Consider the following 16,494-nt stretch of genomic DNA (forward strand, 5'->3'; position numbering starts at 1 on the left):
GGCACTTGCCGATGGAGCGTCGAAGGTCCATCTATGCGCCAGAAATCATGAAAGAGCCGTCCATGTCCCAGCTGTTCTCCCCCATCACCCTGCGCGACCTGACCATCCGCAATCGCACAGTCGTCGCGCCGATGTGCCAATATTCGGCGCAGGATGGCTTTGCCAATGACTGGCACTTTGCCCATCTCGGGCGCTTTGCCATCGGTGGTTTTGGCCTGGTGATTCTGGAGGCGACGGCTGTGGTGCCGGAAGGCCGCATCACCTATGCCGACCTCGGTCTGTGGAAGGACGAGCAGATCGCCCCCCTCACCCGCATCGTCGACTTCCTGCACAGCCAGGGCGCCAGTGCCGGCATCCAGCTGGCCCATGCCGGCCGCAAGGCGTCCACCCCCGTGCCGTGGCGCAAGGGTTTTGACGAGACCGAAGAAGAAAGGCAGGCGCTGCATTTCGAGAGCTGGACGCCGGTCGCCCCCAGCGCCGAAATCCATGCCGAGAATAAGAATTTCACCAAGCCCGAGGCACTTGACGAGGCCGGCATCCGCAATGTGATCGACAGCTTTGTCGCCGCAACCAAGCGTGCCGAGACCGCCGGTTTCGACACTGTGGAAATCCACGCTGCCCACGGCTACCTGCTCGACCAGTTCCTCTCTCCGCTGGCCAACAAGCGCACCGACAATTATGGCGGCAGCCGCGAGAACCGCATGCGGCTGCTGCTCGAAGTTACCGAGGCCGTGCGCGCCGTCTGGCCCGCCCACAAGCCGCTGGTGGTCCGCCTCTCGGTCAGCGACTGGCATCCCGACGGCTGGCAGGTGGAGGACAGCATTGTCCTGACCAAGGCGCTCAAGGCGCTGGGCGTCGATGCCATCGACGCCTCGAGCGGCGGCTTTGAAGGCGCGCAGATGTCGGTTGGCGCCGACTATCAGGTGCCATTTGCCACCGCCATGCGCAACGAAGGCGGTCTGCCCTCCATGGCCGTTGGCCTGCTCGGTGACGTACAGCGCGCCGAAGCCATCATCGCCAATGGCGAAGCCGATTTCATCGCCTTGGCCCGCGGTGCCATGGACAATCCCAACTGGCCGCTGCATGCGCGCCACGAACTGGGTGCCGAGGACTATGACCTATGGCCGGACCAGACCAAGCGTGTGCGTGAACGCGACCGCTCGCTGGGCAAGCGCGCCTGGGCGTAAATATTCAGCAACAAACTTCCCCCAAACCACCTTCGCGGCAACGCAAATTTGCCGCGATTGACCGGCCACTCTTGTGCCGTCGCGACGTGATCACCAGATCAGCGATGGACAGGGAGAAGTTCGATGGATACCAAGGCCGCAATTTTAGCCCTCATGAGCGTCTGGGGCGTTGGCATCTGCACCCTGCCCGCCAATGCCCAGGACGCCGCTGACACGCCAGAAGACGTCAGCGATGACGTCGGCGATAGCGAAAATCCGCTGCTCAACAAGGTCTGGGTCCGCGCCGACTCCGACGAAAATCTCCCCGGTCCGATGCAGATCTTCTTGCAGGATGGCACGCTGGTGACCGACAGCTGCTGGGAAACCTATCGCCTGTCCAAATGGCAGCAGGTTTCCGACACCGCCATCAGCTGGGACGAAGACGGCATGACCATCAATGCCGATATTACCGAACTGACCGAAAGCGAGCTGGTGCTGAACCTCAAGCTGGGTAGCGAGGTTCAGGAGCAGCGCTATGTCACCGCAACCGTGCCGTATCTCTGCCCAGATATGGTGAAGTAGCGCCCCCTACAGCACCACCTGCGTGCCAATCTCCACCACACGCCCCGTCGGAATGTGGAAATACTCCGTGGCGTCGCTGGCATTCTTGGCGAGACGCGTGAAAAGCCGGTCCTGCCAGTAGCGCAGCGGGCTCCCCGATTTCGGCCCGGCCTTCAACGAGCGCCGCGACAGGAAGAACGACGTCGACATGATGTCGAACTTCCAGCCCAGCTTGCGCGCCAGTACCAGCGCCTTGGGGATATTGGGGCTTTCCATATAGCCGAAGGTCACCACCACGCGGCTGAACAGCTCGTTATAGGCGTCGATCGTTACCTTCTCATTGTCCGGCACGCGCGGTGAAACCGAGGTGCGGACTGTCAGGATAACATTCTGCTCGTGCAGCACCTTGTAGTGCTTGAGACTATGCAGCAGCGCCGTCGGCGCGCCTTCGATATCGCTGGTGAGGAACACCGCCGTGCCGGGCACCAGCGTCGGCTTTTTCTTGGCCAAATTGTCGACCAGGAACTGCAACGGCACCTCGTCGCGACGGGTCTTTTCCGCCAGCCGCTTCCGGCCCGCCATCCAGCTCCACATGATCACGGCCACGGCCAGCGCCACCACGGCCGGCACCCAGCCACCCTGGAACAGCTTGGACGCATTGGCGGCAAAGAAGCCGCCATCGATCACCGCAAACACCACGCCGAAGGCCACCACCGCCGCCGGATGCCATTTCCAGTTGCGCCACATCACCACGACCAAAAGCGTCAGCGTCATGATCATGACGCCCGACACCGCAATGCCATAGGCATGCGACAGCGCGCTCGAGCTGCGGAACATCAGCACCAGGATCAGCACGCCGATCATCAGCATAGTGTTGATCTGCGGCATGTAGATCTGGCCGCTCTGGGTTTCCGACGTATGGGTCACCACCATGCGCGGCAGCATGTTGAGCGCGATGGCCTGCTGGGTCAGGCTATAGGTGCCCGAGATTACTGCCTGGCTGGCGATGATCGTCGCCATGGTGGCAAGACCCACGAAGGGCAGCAGCGCCCAGTCGGGCTGCATTTCGAAGAACGGGCTTTCGACATTCTCCGGCCCGACCTGCAACACGAAGGCCGCCTGGCCGAAATAGTTGAGCAGCAGGCAGGGAAAGACCAGCGCAAACCAGACGATGACGATGGGCTTGCGGCCGAAATGGCCGAGGTCGACATAGAGCGCCTCCGCACCGGTCACCGCCAGGAAGATGGCACCGATGACGATGAAGGACAGGCCCAGGTGGGTTGCCAGGAATTCCAGACCCAGGAACGGGTTGAGCGCCAGCAACACGGCTGGATAGGCGATGATATGCACGAGGCCCGACAGGCCCAGCACCAGGAACCATAATCCCGTCACCGGCCCGAATACCACGGAGACCTTCGCGGTGCCGAAGCGCTGCACCGCAAACACGCCGATGATGATGACCAGGGTAATCGGAACAATCCAGCGTTCCATCCCCGGCGCAACCAGCTTGACGCCTTCCACGGCCGATAGCACCGACACGGCTGGCGTAATGATGGCGTCGCCAAAAAACATCGCCGCGCCCATCACGCCGAGCACGGTGATCCAGATCGGCGGATTTGTGAAAGTCTTGCGCGCCAGAGCCATCAGCGACAGCGTGCCGCCTTCGCCATTATTGTCGGCGCGGGTGACGAAGAACACATATTTCAGCGACACGGTCAGGGTCAGCGCCCAGACGATCAGCGACAGCAGGCCGAGGATTTCACTGCTGGTGGTCGAGGCGCCCGGCCGGATATGCATGGCCTCGCGGAAGGCATAGATCGGGCTGGTGCCGATATCGCCAAACACCACGCCCAAGGCGCCCAGCATGAGCATGGGCAGGTGCTTGGAGGAATGGGAATGGCTGGAGTGGTCGGTCACATCGACACCGGCAGGTTTGTCACCGGTCGCATTCTTCTGCGTCATGAAGCTGTTGCTCTTTTGGTCGAAGGCGCGCCGCTATACACCCGCCTATCGTCACACACAACTTCGAAACGTCCCAGAGGGCAAATCGCTCCTGTGGAGCGATTTGAGTTGAGAAGGCCATGAGGGCTATGCCCGAATGGCTGCGCCACAATGGCTCAAAGCAACAGGGGCTGCTCCTTGCGGAACAGCCCCTGCTGGTAAACGAAGATTTTGGAGGTCTTCGAATGGCTTATTCGGCAGCCTGGGCGGTCGCAGCATCTTCAGCGCGCGCAGCCTTGGCAGCAGCCGACCACCAGATGAGCTGGTCAAGGCTGTCCTTGGCGGAGTTGCCGATCGAAGCTTCCAGGTCGTTGAGCGACTTGGTGCCACCGAAACCGGGGTGCACGGCAGCGAAATCGGCGCCACCGATGTGAACGGCCGAACGGGTCGCAACCATCTGCAGCTCGATACCGATCGTGCGCAGGTGCTCGACGGCACGAGCGCCACCAACAGTGCCGTAGCCGACGGCGGTGAAGGCCTTCTTGTTCCAGTTCACATAGGCCTGGTCGAGAGCGTTCTTGAGGGCGCCAGTGATCGAGCGGTTGTATTCGGCGGTCACGAAGATGTAGCCATCGAATTCGCTGATCTTGTTCTGCCACTTGACGGCATTGGCGTTAGCCGAAGGCATCCAGGCATTGGACGCCATTTCGTCAAAGAACGGCAGGTCGAAATCGCGCAGGTCGACGATCTCGGCGTCGATCTCGGGACGCTCATTGGCCTTGGCCAGGATCCACTGGGCCGGGATATCGCCGAAACGGGTCGGACGGGTGGACGAGATGATGATGGCGATCTTGAGTTTGGACATGGGCTGCACTCCTTGGTAACAAATCGTAACTGAGGCGATATATGTGCCTATCGACGATTGCCACAAGGAGGCACTTTGTTGTGGTGCGGGGACAGCAATGACCCTAGGGCACAAAAAGGTAAGTATTGGCTGCGCCTAATAATTTTGAGAAATTATACGGCGCGGGCGGCACCTTGGAACAGCATGGGCTCTCCACCGGAACGCATTGTTCGATTCCAGCGATCAGTTCCGAAATTAACGACATCCAGCGATCTTGCACGGCCAGCGCTGCAACCGCCAAGTCTCCAGTTGCTTAACCCACTGGCGTTGTTGCATTTGGCGCTACGGAATACTCCGTAGACTCAGAGGAATGCATGCGCATCCAATCCATCGCCGCCATCACGCTTGCCGCCGCCGTCTTTGCATTGACCAACAGCGCAGCCATGGCGCTGGACCGCAAGGTACAGATCAACAACCAGACGTCCTATACGATCGTCGAGTTCTACGCGTCCAATACGGGCACGGCCGATTGGCAGGAAGACATCCTGGGCAGCGAAGTCCTGCCCTCCGGCAGCAGCGCAATGGTCAACATCGATGACGGTTCGGGCTACTGCAAGTTTGATTTCCTCGCAGTCTTCGAAGACGGCGACTCGGTGGTCTCGGCTGACAACAATGTCTGCGAACTGGCCACGTTCAACTTCACCGACTAAGTGCCGGCAATCATTGCATGTGGGGCGTCGGCTTTGGCCGGCGCCCTTTTCGTTTTCAGCTGCCCAGTACGGCCCGGTATTGTCGCACCGCTTCGGCAAAGCCGATCAGCAACGCGTCGGCAGTAATACCATGACCGATGGAAACTTCATCGACATGCGGCACGGCAGACTGGAAGGCCGGCAGGTTGGCCAGCGTCAGGTCATGCCCGGCATTGACGCCCATGCCCGCTGCATGCGCTGCCTGAGCGGTATGGGCCAGCGCTGCCAGCTCGCGCACGGCACGGTCGGCATCATCGTAGCAGCCACCATAGGGGCCGGTGTAAAGCTCGATCCGGTCGGCGCCCGTCGCCTTGGCGGCAGCCACGCCCTCGACGCCGGCATCGGGATCGCAGAACAGCGAAATCCGCCGGTTCGGTGCCTTGAGCCGCTGCACCACATCGGTCAGGAAATTGCCCTTGCCGAGAAAATCCCAGCCATGGTCGGACGTCGCCTGGGCAGGATCATCCGGCACCAGCGTCACCTGCTGCGGCTTGACCTCATCAACGAGGGCAAAAAAGTCCTCGCTCGGATAGCCTTCGATGTTGAATTCGGTTTCCGGATACTCATCCCGCAATAGCGCCGCCAGATCGAACACATCCGTACGGCGGATATGCCGCTCATCGGGCCTCGGATGAATGGTCACGCCGCTGGCCCCGGCATCGAGCACCACGCGCGCCAGCCCGACAATGCTCGGCCAGGGCAGATTGCGCCGGTTGCGCAGCTGGGCGACGGCATTGAGATTGACGGAGAGCAGGGTCATGGCAGGGACTCGCGAAACGATGTCCCTGCTCTATAGCAGACTGGGCGTGACGCCCAATCCTGTGTTGTGATGGCAGCGATCAGCGCTGCTGATCACATGCCCTGCGGACCGCGCGAAATTGCCGCCAGCCCGGTCCGCACCACTTCCACCAGCCCGAGCGGCTGCATCAAAGCGATGAAGCTGTCGATCTTGTCGGGCTTGCCGGTGACTTCAAAGACGAAGCTTTCGACCGTCGCGTCGACGATATGCGCACGGAAAGCATCGGCCAGCCGCAGGGTTTCGGCCCGATGCTCGCCCGAACCGGCCACCTTGATCAGCGCCAGCTCGCGCTCGATGCTTGCGCCCTCGGCCGTCAGGTCATGCACCTTGTGCACCGGCACGAGGCGTTCGAGCTGCAGCTTGATCTGGATCAGCGTCTTGGGCGTCGCGATCACCACGACGGTGATGCGACTAAGTCGCCGCCCGTGTTCCGTCTCGCTGACGGTGAGGCTTTCGATATTATAGCCGCGCGCCGAGAACAGACCCACGACGCGAGCCAGAATGCCCGGCTCGTTGTCGACCAGCACTGACAGCGTGTGGCGCTCCTGCTCCTGGGTCTCCTTGGTGATGAAATAGGCCGAACCGGTCGGCTGCAGATGTGCGTTCATGTCTTTGTTCCTCCCCGTGCCTAAACCAGCTGGCGGCCTTTTTCGTCGATGATGTCGCCGATATTGGCCGTATCGGGCAGGATGATCTCGTTGTGCGGCTTGCCCGACGGGATCATCGGCAGGCAGTTTTCGTCCTTCTCGACAATGACGTCGAACAGCACCGGGCCGTCATAGTCGAACATTTCGGCAATCGCCGCGTCGAGTTCGGCCGGGTTCTCGCAGCGGATGCCCTTGCCGCCATAGGCCTCGGCCAGCTTGACGAAATCGGGCAGCGATTCCGAATAGCTATGCGCATAGCGGCTGCCATGCAGCAGGTCTTGCCATTGCCGCACCATGCCCATGCGCTCATTGTTGAGGATGAAGATCTTGATCGGCAGGCGATACTGCACGGCTGTACTCATCTCCTGCATGGTCATCTGCACCGAGGCTTCGCCGGCGATGTCGATCACCAGCGCATCGGGATGCGCCACCTGCACGCCGACGGCAGCCGGCAGGCCATAGCCCATGGTGCCAAGGCCACCCGAAGTCATCCAGTGGTTGGGCTGGTCGAAATGGAAATGCTGGGCGGCCCACATCTGGTGCTGGCCGACTTCGGTGGTGATGAACACCTCCTTGCCCTGCTTCTTGCTCATCTCGTAGAGCCGCTCGATGGCATATTGCGGCTTGATGACCGTGTCCGAGTTCTTGTAGCCGAGCGAATTGACCGCGCGCCACTTCTCGATCTGGTTCCACCACGGCGCAATCGCCTCAGTGCGCGGCTGGTTGGTCTTGCTGCGCCAAACGCGCACCATTTCCGACAACACGCGCTCGCAATCGCCGATGATCGGCACGTCGACCCGCACCACCTTGTTGATCGACGACGGATCGATATCGACATGGATCTTGCGCGAATTGGGCGAGAAGGCGTCGATGCGGCCAGTGATGCGGTCATCGAAACGTGCGCCGATATTGATCATGACGTCGCAGTCATGCATCGCCCAATTGGCCTCGTAGGTGCCGTGCATGCCCAGCATGCCCATCCACTGCGGATTGCTGGCCGGGAAAGCGCCGAGACCCATCAGCGTCGACGTCACCGGGAAACCGGTCAGCTCGGCCAGCTCGCGCAAATGCTTGGAGGCTTCGGGCCCGGCATTGATCACGCCGCCACCGGTATAAAAGATCGGCCGCTCGGCCTTGAGCATCAGGTCCACGGCCGCTTCGATAGCGGCAGCATCACCATCCACCTGCGGACGATAGCTCTGATGACGCAGCGTCTCGAGGTCGGGCTTATAATAGTCGCCCAGCGCGAACTGCACGTCCTTGGGAATATCGATCACCACCGGGCCCGGACGGCCGGTCGTGGCGATGAGGAAGGCCTCATGCATGATGCGCGGCAGGTCTTCGACGCGCTTCACCAAGTAATTATACTTGGTGCAGCTACGGGTGATGCCGACAGTGTCACATTCCTGGAAGGCGTCCGAACCGATCAGCGTGGTCGGCACCTGGGCCGTGATGCAAACCATGGGAATGGAATCCATCAGCGCATCGGTGAGGCCGGTCACCGCATTGGTCGCGCCGGGGCCGGAAGTCACGAGAACCACGCCGCATTTGCCGGTCGAACGCGCATAGCCCTCGGCCATATGCGTCGCGCCCTGCTCGTGCCGCACCAGGATATGCTGCACCACATCCTGCTGGAACATGGCGTCATAGATCGGCAGGGCCGCGCCGCCCGGATAGCCGAAAATATGCTCGACCCCCTGATCGGTCAGCGCCTGGATCACCATTTCGGCGCCGGTCATTCTTTCGGCCATCGTCTATTCCTTCCTCAGTCCAATCCAGCCCAGTCTCGTAGCGGCAAAAACCGGGCAATAAAAAAGGCCCCGTTCGGGACCTGTTCTCGGCGCACCAGCTATCGCGCGGGATATTATCCCACGGTGCCGATGCGCCTGCCTACTACGAGAATGAGTGCCCGCACGGGACCTCTCCTTGAAATTACGGACGCATTGATAGGGTCATAGCGAGGAAACTGTCAAGGCCACATGCCGTTGGGTCCGACCACCCTGGCACGACGACAGGCAAGATACCCAAGAATGCTGGGCCTGAAGACAGGTTTGAATCGACAAAGCCGGCAAAGCATAGTCCTTAGACGCTGCATCCCCCGAAGGACCAAAACGCCACCAATGCCACGGACGATCTTGCCTCTTGGCATTGCCCTGCTGTTCCTGCTGCTGACCGCCTGTCTGGCTAATGTCGCCCTGCCGGCCGGGCCGATGCAGTGGCTGGTGATCCTCGGCGCCGTGGCCGCCGGTTATATGGCGCTTAACATTGGCGCCAATGACGTCGCCAATAATGTCGGCCCCGCCGTTGGCGCAAAGGCACTGACCATGGCCAGCGCGCTGGCCCTGGCCGCCGTCTTCGACGCGGCGGGCGCCCTGCTGGCGGGCAGCGATGTCGTCGATACCGTCGCCAATAACATCATTGCCTACAATGCCGGCCTGACGCCGCTAACCCTGATCCAGGTGATGATCGCCGCGCTCGTCGCTGCCGCCCTCTGGATCAATGCCTCGACCTTTGTCGGCGCTCCGGTTTCCACCACCCATGCCATCATTGGCGGCATTGTCGGCGCAGCGGTGGCTGCGGCCGGCTTTGGCGCGGTGAACTGGCCGACGGTTGGAGTCATTGCGGTCAGCTGGATGCTGTCGCCGCTGCTCGGCGCCATCTTTGCCGCGGCTTTGCATGGTACCATCCGCCGCACCATCACTCGTCGCGCCAACAAGATCGCCGCCGCCCGCATCTGGGTGCCGGTGCTGGTCGCCGCCATGTCGGGCATTTTTGCGATTTACCTGGCGACCAAGGCCCCACCTCATTGGTGGCAGCCTAACCTGCCCTCGATCATTGCCATCGGCATTGCCGCCGCCTCGATCGGCTGGCTCGTCGCCATGCCCTGGGTGCGCATCCGCTCCCTCGGCCTGACCAATCGCAAGAAGCAGGTGGCCAAGCTGTTCCGGCCGCCGCTGATCGTTGCCGCCGCCCTCTTGTCATTCGCCCACGGCGCCAACGACGTGGCCAATGCGCTGGGGCCGCTGGTCGCTATCGTGCGCGCAGCCCATCTTCTCCCTACCAGCGGCACGCTGGTCACCTCTTGGGAACTGGCGATCGGTGCCGCCGGCATTGCGCTGGGTATTGCCCTGTTCGGCCCGCGCGTCATCCATACGGTCGGCGAGCAGATCACCAAGCTCAATGAAATCCGCGCCTTCTGCGTCGCGCTCTCGGCAGCGGTCACGGTGCTGACGGCCTCGGCCTTGGGCCTGCCGGTCTCCTCGACCCATGTCGCCGTCGGCGCGGTGTTCGGTGTCGGCTTCGTGCGCGAATTCCTCGCCATCCGCAACATGAACGGCGCCGCCGTGCCGGTCCGGGCCAGCCTTGTAGATGCCACCATGCTCAATGATCGGCCCGAAGACGCCCTGGCACGCGAGCGGCGCAACGAGCGGCGCTATCTGGTGCGCCGTCTCAAGGTGGCGCAGATCGGGGTTGCCTGGCTGGTCACGCTGCCCGCCGCAGCCGCACTGGCCGCCCTGCTCTATCGCGTGCTGATCGCCTTTACTGGATAAACAGCCGCATGGTCAGGCGTCGGTGCAGCGTCTCGGCAATCTCCACCAGCGTCCGATCCGCCAGCAGACGCCTTGCCTCGGCCAGCAGCACCCAGTGCCGCAAGCGCTGGTCCATCTCGTCCCATGTCTCGTGCTGAACATCGACGCGCAGGGGATACACGTCGATATCGACCAGCGCGCCCTTGTCCGAGTTCTGATAGCTGCCGATCGGCTCGCTGCCGATCTGGCCGGTGACACCGGCCTCTTCCATCGCCTCCTTGGCGGCGCTGTCCCACGGCGTCATGCCGGCAATGATCGAGCCCTTGGGAAAAATCCAGCGCCCGGTCCGCCGCGAAGTTACCAAGAGGAACACCACGCGACCGTCGATCACCGTGTAGGGCAAGGCGCCCGACTGCCGCAGACTTGGCACGGGCTCGACGCTGGGGCTCCACAGGCGCAGAAGATCTCGCAGCATGGACCGCACTCCATCTGTTTGTTCCGGCGCGCAGACTTGCATGACCGGCGTCGCGGAGTCGACCCCAAGGGCCACTCCGGTAAAAAACCAACAAAAAAGGGCCCCATGGGGCCCTTCGGAAGACGCAGCTTAAACGCTTAGTCGAGAAGCGTCAGGTTGGTGGCCGATTCCTTGCCGTCACGGCCGGTCTCGAGCTCATAGGTCACCTTGTCGTTCTCATAGAGGCCCTGCAGGCCCGAACGCTGCACGGCAGAGATATGCACGAAAGCATCCTTGCCGCCGCCTTCTGGCGAGATAAAGCCGAAGCCCTTGGTGGTGTTGAAGAATTTAACGGTACCGGTGATGGTAGCCATGATGTGGTCCTCGCTAGTGGACACCGCCGCAGCGGTTGGGTTGCAAACGGGCAGTCTGGGCCCGCCTAACGATTCACCGATCTGGTAGCCAAGTTTCCGGCGTCTGCCGGTCGTTCAGATAGCGCAAGACAGTGGGTCGCAGATCGAAAATATGGCCGCTGAAGGTGAGAAATTCAAGCCGAATTGATCGCACAAACTAAGAGGCACCCGGCCTGGATTTCTCCGGGACGGGTGCCTTTGGCGCCCTAGGGCGCATGCAGCATGGGGCGATGCTGCAATTCGTATTAGCCGCGCGGGCAGGTGTCGCGGTAGCGGCTGCCGTCTGGACGCTGGTAAACGCAGATGTTGTTGCCGCTGCTCGAGCGGCCGACAACATCGCCGGCTGCTGCGCCAACAACAGCGCCGACACCGGCACCAACGGCGGTGCTGAGCACGCTACCGCCTGCTGCCGCGCCAATGACGCCACCGCCGACTGCGCCAATGGCTGCACCCTGCTGAGTGGTGGTGCAAGCGGCCAGGGACAGACAGGTTGCGGCGATGATCAGGATCTTATGCATTGGAAACCCTCCAGGAAACTATCGAGGGCAAAAATGCACGGCGCCGTGATTGGTTCCGGCTTTGGCCGAACTAAATTAACGAAATTCCGACTTAAGCTCGCCGCCAGACCAGGCCAGCCACGACAACCAGCAGCCAGCCACCGATCATGCCGACGCCACCAATCGGCGCCGCACCGGGAAACAGTCCATGGCCCTGCCATTCCCGCATGCCGAGATCGCCGGCAAAGACGATCGTTCCTACGGCGAGAAACGCCCCAGCCAAGCTCAACAATCGGCCATGCCCTGCAAGCGCCAGCGCCAGCAAAGCCGGTCCATGCGCCAGGCAGATCGCAGCGATAGCCGCCAGATTGCGTGATTCCCCCGCGTGCGACGCTGCCGCAGCGCTGGCCACGCCCACGGCGCCGATCAAGCCGGCCGCTGCCAGAATGGGTCGCATCATTTCTCTATCGGCGGCCATGGCCCAGCCCTCTTCCGCATTGGGGAGCTTTCCTCTAATCAATCCGGGCGAGTAGGACAATCAAATGACCGACCAGATAACGGCTGCGCCCGGCGCGGCCGCCGAGAACCTATCCAGCCGTGACAGCTGGATCGCCGAATTGCGCGCCACTTTTGCCTTGGCCTGGCCATTGGTGATCGCCCAACTGGCGCAGAATGCCCTCCACACCACTGACGTCATCCTGCTCGGCTGGCTCGGCTCCAACTATCTGGCCGCAGGAACACTCGCCACCACCTTCATGATGCCCTTCCTCGTCGGCGGCGTTGGCGTCGTCGGCGCCGTCGCGCCTCTGGTCGCCCAGGCGCGCGGCTCGCGCGACATCAAGGCCGTGCGCCGCATCGTCCGTCAGGGCTGCTGGGCCGCCATCGCCCTAGCCATAGTTTTGGTGCCCATCGTGCTGCAAATCCGCCCGATATTTGGTCTGCTCGGTCAGGACCCAGTGGCCACCGGCATGGCCGAGCAGTTCATCCAGATCGCCGCCTGGTCGCTGTTCCCGGCCATCGGCCTCATCGCCTTCCGCTCGCTGCTCTCGGCCTTTGACGCTACCCGCGCCATTCTGCTCATCACCGTCTTCGGCGTCCTGCTCAACGCCGCCATCGCCTATGTGCTGATCTTTGGCCATTTCGGTTTCCCGCGCCTCGAACTGCGCGGCGCCGCAATTGCCACGCTGGTCACCAATATCGCCATGTTCCTGCTGATGGTCGGCTACGTGCTGCGCCATCGCCGGCTCAAGCGCTTCCATGTGCTGGCGCGTTTCTGGAAACCCGACTGGTTCCGCTTCCGCGAAATCTTCCGCATCGGCACGCCGATCGGCCTGACGGTACTGGCCGAGGTCGGGCTCTTCACCGCCGCCGCCCTGCTGATGGGTCGTTTGGGCACCGATGAGGTCGCTGCCCATGCCATCGCCCTGCAATGCGCCTCCATGGCCTTCATGGTGCCTTTGGGCGTTGGCGTGGCCGCCACCGTGCGCGTCGGCATGGCCTATGGCCGCAGCGACCCCGAAGGCATCCGCAAGGCCGGCTGGACCGCCTTCGTGCTCGGCACCGGCTTCATGGCGCTGACCTGTACGCTGTTCCTGACCATGGGTCCGACCATCGTCACCTGGTTCCTCGATCCCCGCGTGCCCGGCAACGCCAATGCGCTAGCGCTGGCCGCCACCTTCCTCGTGGTCGCAGGCGTGTTCCAGCTGGTCGATGGCGCCCAGGTCACCGCCGCGCATGCCCTGCGCGGGCTCAGTGACACCAAGACACCCATGCTGCTCGCCATTCTCGGCTACTGGGCCGTCGGCCTGCCGATCGCCTACGTGCTGGGCTTCGTGGTCGGCTGGCGCGGCGTCGGCATCTGGATCGGTCTGGCCGCTGGCTTGGCCTTTGTCGCCGTGCTCCTCGTTACCCGCTTCGCCCTGCGCGAACGGCTAGGACTGCTCCGCCCCCGCTAGTCCGCGCCGCGGCCAGTCACCGAAGCGGTTGCGAAACCACGTCCGCTGCCGCTTGGCATATTGCTGCGTCGCGATCGTCGCCAGCTTGATCGCCTCGTCGCGGCCCAGCTTGCCATATAGCCAGTCGCCTATCTCGCGCACCCCGATTGCCTTCATCACCGGCAGCGCCGGATCGAGCTCGAGCGCCAGTAGCGCCTTCACCTCGTCCACCGCCCCGCCGGAAAACATCGCATCGAAACGCTGCGCGATCCGCTGGCGCAGCACGTCGCGATCCGGGTCCAGCACAATGCGATCAATCTGCAAGCAATCCGCAAGCAAGCTTGCTGCAATCTCGTCTTGGTAGGCAGAAAGCATGCGGCCAGTGGCCCGTTTGACGGCGATGGCGCGCGTCAATCTTTGCGGGTCCGCCACCTTCAACCGCGCTGCCGCCACCGGGTCTTCCCGCTCCAACAGCGCCAGCCGCTGCGCGCCATCCAGCGCTTGAATCTCTTGTTGAACTTCAAGCGTCACCGCCGGGGAAATCTCCGGCACATCGGCGAATCCATTCAACAGCGCATCGAAGTAAAGCCCTGTGCCGCCAGTGAAAATCAGTGGACGTGCCGGATCGATGCCCGCCATCACTTCGCTGACCGCCGTCAGCCATTGGCCTGTCGAAAACCGTACCGCCGCCGGCACCGTGCCATAGAGCCGATGCTCCGCCTGTGCCATCTCTTCATTCGAAGGCCGCGCCGTAACCACCTGCAGCGTATCATAAATCTGCATGGCATCGGCGTTGATGATGACGCCGTCCAGCTCCTGCGCCATGGCGAGCGCCAGCGCCGACTTGCCGCTGGCAGTCGGACCCGCTATCAGCACGGCACGCCCACGGACCGTCAAACAGTCCTCCTCAAAAAGGTCCCCATGCCAGTCCTTTGCCTCATCGCCAATCCCAATGATTCCGAACTCGATCCCAAGCTCGCTGAAGCGGTCATCCGCGAGGTCGGCGGCGAGCTGAACTGGCTCAACCATTCCATTGCCTGCGAGATCATCGAGCCGAAGTCAACCGACGCGCTGTCGCTGGCCTGCGAGATCATCGGCAATCGCGCCGTCGATGCTGCTGTGGTTCCTACAGAAAATCGCCGCAAGCAGATCCTCATTGCCGACATGGATTCCACCATGATCAACGAGGAATGCATCGACGAACTGGCGGCAGCCTTGGGCATCAAGGACCAGGTCGCCGAGATCACCGACCGCGCCATGCGCGGCGAGCTCGACTTCGGCCAGGCCCTCGATACCCGCGTCGCTCTGCTCAAAGGTCTTGAGCGCAAGGTCATCGAGGAAATTCGCCGCGAGAACATCACCCTCGCTCCCGGTGGCCGTGCGCTGGTGCAGACGATGAAGGAATATGGCGCCTATACCTCGCTGGTCTCGGGGGGCTTCACCTTCTTCGCCGACTATTTCGGCAAGCGCATCGGCTTCCACGAAGCCATTGCCAATGTTCTCGAATTCGACGGCGACGCGCTGACCGGCACGGTGGCAAAACCCATCGTCGACAAATCAACCAAGCGCGAACGGCTCGAAGCGCTCGCCGCCGAACACAATCTGCCGCTGAGCCAGACCATTGCCGTCGGCGATGGCGCCAATGACCTCGACATGATCCGCATCGCCGGCTTCGGCGTCGCCCTTCATGCCAAGCCCGCCGTCGCGGCCGAAGCCGGCATCCGCATCGACCACGGCGACCTCACCGCCCTGCTCTACCTGCAGGGCTTCAGCGACGAAGAGATCGTCCGCTAGTCTTTGGTCAGCGATCGCTGAAAACAAAAAGCCGGCGCTAAGCGCCGGCTTTCGTATTTTTGGCTAGGTCCCGATTACTGAGCGGCAGGTGCTGCAGCAGGGGCTTCGGCCGGAGCCGGAACGTCGGTGCCGACGGTCGGCGCCAGTTCCGAGCCGTCTTCCAGCGTGATGCTCGGCACGGTGCTTTCCTCGATCCCCAGACCATCGAGCGCAGGCTCGTTGGTCGCGGGCGCGGTGATCGGCGCCGCGGTCGGCTGGATCGGTGCCGCAAGGTTCGGATTGGCCGTTGGCAATTCGCCATTGGAGCCGAAATACTTGAAGAAGGCGCTTTCCGGCGACAGCATCATGGTCGTGCCGGTGTTCACCAGCGCGGTGCGATAGGCTTCCATCGAGCGGTAGAACTCGAAGAATTCCTCGTCCTGGCCGTAGGCAGCGGCGAACAGACGGTTCCGCTCGGCGTCGCCCGTACCACGGATGATTTCCGCGTCACGGGTGGCCGCTGCCACGATTTCGACGGCCTGACGGTCGGCGATAGCGCGCAATGACTGTGCCTGTTCCTGACCACGAGCACGCAGCAGGGCAGCTTCGGCAAGACGTTCGGCGCGCATGCGCTCGAAAGTCGTGGCCGAAACGTCCTGGTCAAGATCGGTACGCAGGATACGCACGTCGACAACGTCCACACCTAGCTCGGCAAGGTCCGGACGGATCAGGTCACGGGTTTCCTGCATCATCTGGGCCCGCTGGTCGCTCAGCGCTGCATTGAATTCGCGGGCTGCATAGACCTGGCGCAGGGCCGAGTCGAGGTTGGCGCCGATACGGTCTTCCACCACCGACAGCTGGCCGGTGGCGCGCTGACGGAACAGGCGGGCATCGGCAATGCGATAGGTCAGGAAGGCGTCGACCTGGTAGAAGGCATTACCCGAAACCTGGACGCGCATATTGGCGATATCATAACGCAGCAGACGATCTTCGATCAGCTGGACGCGATCGACGAAGTCGGTCGGGATCTTGAAATAGATGCCTGGCTCGGTGCGCACATCGGTGATCTGACCGAAGCGCGTGACGATGGCCTGTTCGCGCTCGTTGACCACATAGATCGACGAGAAGAACACATAGAGCGCGGCGAGAACGACCACGCCGATGACAATGAGACGATTTTGCATGG

17 protein-coding genes are annotated in these 16,494 nt (G+C 62.4%); 6 read left to right on the forward strand and 11 right to left on the reverse strand.

The window, feature by feature from the left end:
• Window positions 1–62 precede the first annotated feature (62 nt).
• A complete protein-coding gene (locus BM045_RS07335) occupies window positions 63–1,187 on the forward strand; it encodes an NADH:flavin oxidoreductase/NADH oxidase (protein ID WP_092181581.1) in 1,125 nt (374 codons plus the stop codon).
• A gap of 123 nt (window positions 1,188–1,310) precedes the next feature.
• Window positions 1,311–1,748: a hypothetical protein gene (locus BM045_RS07340; protein ID WP_092181584.1), complete on the forward strand. Its 438-nt coding sequence runs from the start codon at window positions 1,311–1,313 to the stop codon at window positions 1,746–1,748.
• A gap of 6 nt (window positions 1,749–1,754) precedes the next feature.
• Here the strand turns inward: BM045_RS07340 and BM045_RS07345 are convergent, their stop codons facing one another.
• Together BM045_RS07345 and BM045_RS07350 are read right to left on the reverse strand one after the other, a co-directional pair.
• Window positions 1,755–3,599: a potassium transporter Kup gene (locus BM045_RS07345; RefSeq protein WP_244522958.1), complete on the reverse strand. Its 1,845-nt coding sequence runs from the start codon at window positions 3,597–3,599 to the stop codon at window positions 1,755–1,757.
• 319 nt (window positions 3,600–3,918) lie between these two features.
• Complete coding sequence (locus BM045_RS07350; protein WP_092181590.1) at window positions 3,919–4,533, reverse strand: NADPH-dependent FMN reductase; 615 nt, start codon at window positions 4,531–4,533, stop codon at window positions 3,919–3,921.
• Between the two features lie 353 nt (window positions 4,534–4,886).
• On the opposite strand from BM045_RS07350, the gene BM045_RS07355 reads away from it, so the two are divergent.
• A complete protein-coding gene (locus tag BM045_RS07355; RefSeq protein ID WP_092181593.1) occupies window positions 4,887–5,222 on the forward strand; it encodes a hypothetical protein in 336 nt (111 codons plus the stop codon).
• 55 nt (window positions 5,223–5,277) lie between these two features.
• Here the strand turns inward: BM045_RS07355 and BM045_RS07360 are convergent, their stop codons facing one another.
• The 3 genes from BM045_RS07360 to BM045_RS07370 all read right to left on the reverse strand — a co-directional run bounded on the left by BM045_RS07360 (window position 5,278) and on the right by BM045_RS07370 (window position 8,458).
• Window positions 5,278–6,021: a pyridoxine 5'-phosphate synthase gene (locus BM045_RS07360; protein WP_092181595.1), complete on the reverse strand. Its 744-nt coding sequence runs from the start codon at window positions 6,019–6,021 to the stop codon at window positions 5,278–5,280.
• Window positions 6,022–6,113: 92 nt separating this feature from the next.
• Window positions 6,114–6,668 (reverse strand): acetolactate synthase small subunit, encoded by a 555-nt coding sequence (gene ilvN / locus BM045_RS07365; protein WP_092181598.1) that lies wholly within the window; start codon window positions 6,666–6,668, stop codon window positions 6,114–6,116.
• Window positions 6,669–6,688: 20 nt separating this feature from the next.
• On the reverse strand, window positions 6,689–8,458 hold the full coding sequence (locus BM045_RS07370; protein WP_092181601.1) for an acetolactate synthase 3 large subunit: 1,770 nt from the start codon (window positions 8,456–8,458) through the stop codon (window positions 6,689–6,691).
• Between the two features lie 369 nt (window positions 8,459–8,827).
• On the opposite strand from BM045_RS07370, the gene BM045_RS07375 reads away from it, so the two are divergent.
• Complete coding sequence (locus BM045_RS07375; RefSeq protein ID WP_170848421.1) at window positions 8,828–10,258, forward strand: inorganic phosphate transporter; 1,431 nt, start codon at window positions 8,828–8,830, stop codon at window positions 10,256–10,258.
• On the opposite strand, the gene BM045_RS07380 is transcribed toward BM045_RS07375, so the two are convergent.
• The 4 genes from BM045_RS07380 to BM045_RS07395 form a co-directional block, all read right to left on the reverse strand.
• On the reverse strand, window positions 10,248–10,712 hold the full coding sequence (locus tag BM045_RS07380) for an NUDIX hydrolase (protein WP_092181607.1): 465 nt from the start codon (window positions 10,710–10,712) through the stop codon (window positions 10,248–10,250). The two genes, BM045_RS07375 and BM045_RS07380, sit on opposite strands and share 11 nt — an antisense overlap.
• Window positions 10,713–10,849: 137 nt before the next feature.
• Window positions 10,850–11,065, reverse strand: a complete 216-nt coding sequence (locus BM045_RS07385; protein WP_092181610.1) for a cold-shock protein — start codon at window positions 11,063–11,065, stop codon at window positions 10,850–10,852.
• Between the two features lie 284 nt (window positions 11,066–11,349).
• Entirely contained in the window at window positions 11,350–11,622 is a 273-nt protein-coding gene (locus tag BM045_RS07390; protein ID WP_092181613.1) for a YMGG-like glycine zipper-containing protein, read from the reverse strand.
• Between the two features lie 91 nt (window positions 11,623–11,713).
• Complete coding sequence (locus tag BM045_RS07395) at window positions 11,714–12,061, reverse strand: DUF423 domain-containing protein (protein WP_170848422.1); 348 nt, start codon at window positions 12,059–12,061, stop codon at window positions 11,714–11,716.
• An 82-nt stretch (window positions 12,062–12,143) separates the two neighbouring features.
• On the opposite strand from BM045_RS07395, the gene BM045_RS07400 reads away from it, so the two are divergent.
• Complete coding sequence (locus BM045_RS07400) at window positions 12,144–13,556, forward strand: MATE family efflux transporter (RefSeq protein ID WP_092181619.1); 1,413 nt, start codon at window positions 12,144–12,146, stop codon at window positions 13,554–13,556.
• On the opposite strand, the gene miaA is transcribed toward BM045_RS07400, so the two are convergent.
• Entirely contained in the window at window positions 13,533–14,432 is a 900-nt protein-coding gene (gene miaA / locus BM045_RS07405) for a tRNA (adenosine(37)-N6)-dimethylallyltransferase MiaA (RefSeq protein ID WP_244522920.1), read from the reverse strand. The genes BM045_RS07400 and miaA overlap by 24 nt on opposite strands.
• 24 nt (window positions 14,433–14,456) lie before the next feature.
• Here miaA and serB point away from each other — a divergent pair, with 24 nt between their 5' ends.
• Window positions 14,457–15,329, forward strand: coding sequence for a phosphoserine phosphatase SerB (gene serB / locus BM045_RS07410; protein WP_092183121.1), 873 nt, complete (start codon window positions 14,457–14,459; stop codon window positions 15,327–15,329).
• 74 nt (window positions 15,330–15,403) lie between these two features.
• Here the strand turns inward: serB and BM045_RS07415 are convergent, their stop codons facing one another.
• The gene (locus BM045_RS07415) at window positions 15,404–16,492 is read right to left on the reverse strand and encodes a protease modulator HflC (RefSeq protein WP_092181622.1); all 1,089 of its coding nucleotides are present in this window, start codon (window positions 16,490–16,492) and stop codon (window positions 15,404–15,406) included.
• Between the last annotated feature and the right edge of the window lie 2 nt (window positions 16,493–16,494).

Source organism: Devosia sp. YR412 (assembly GCF_900110945.1).
Classification (GTDB): Bacteria; Pseudomonadota; Alphaproteobacteria; order Rhizobiales; family Devosiaceae; genus Devosia.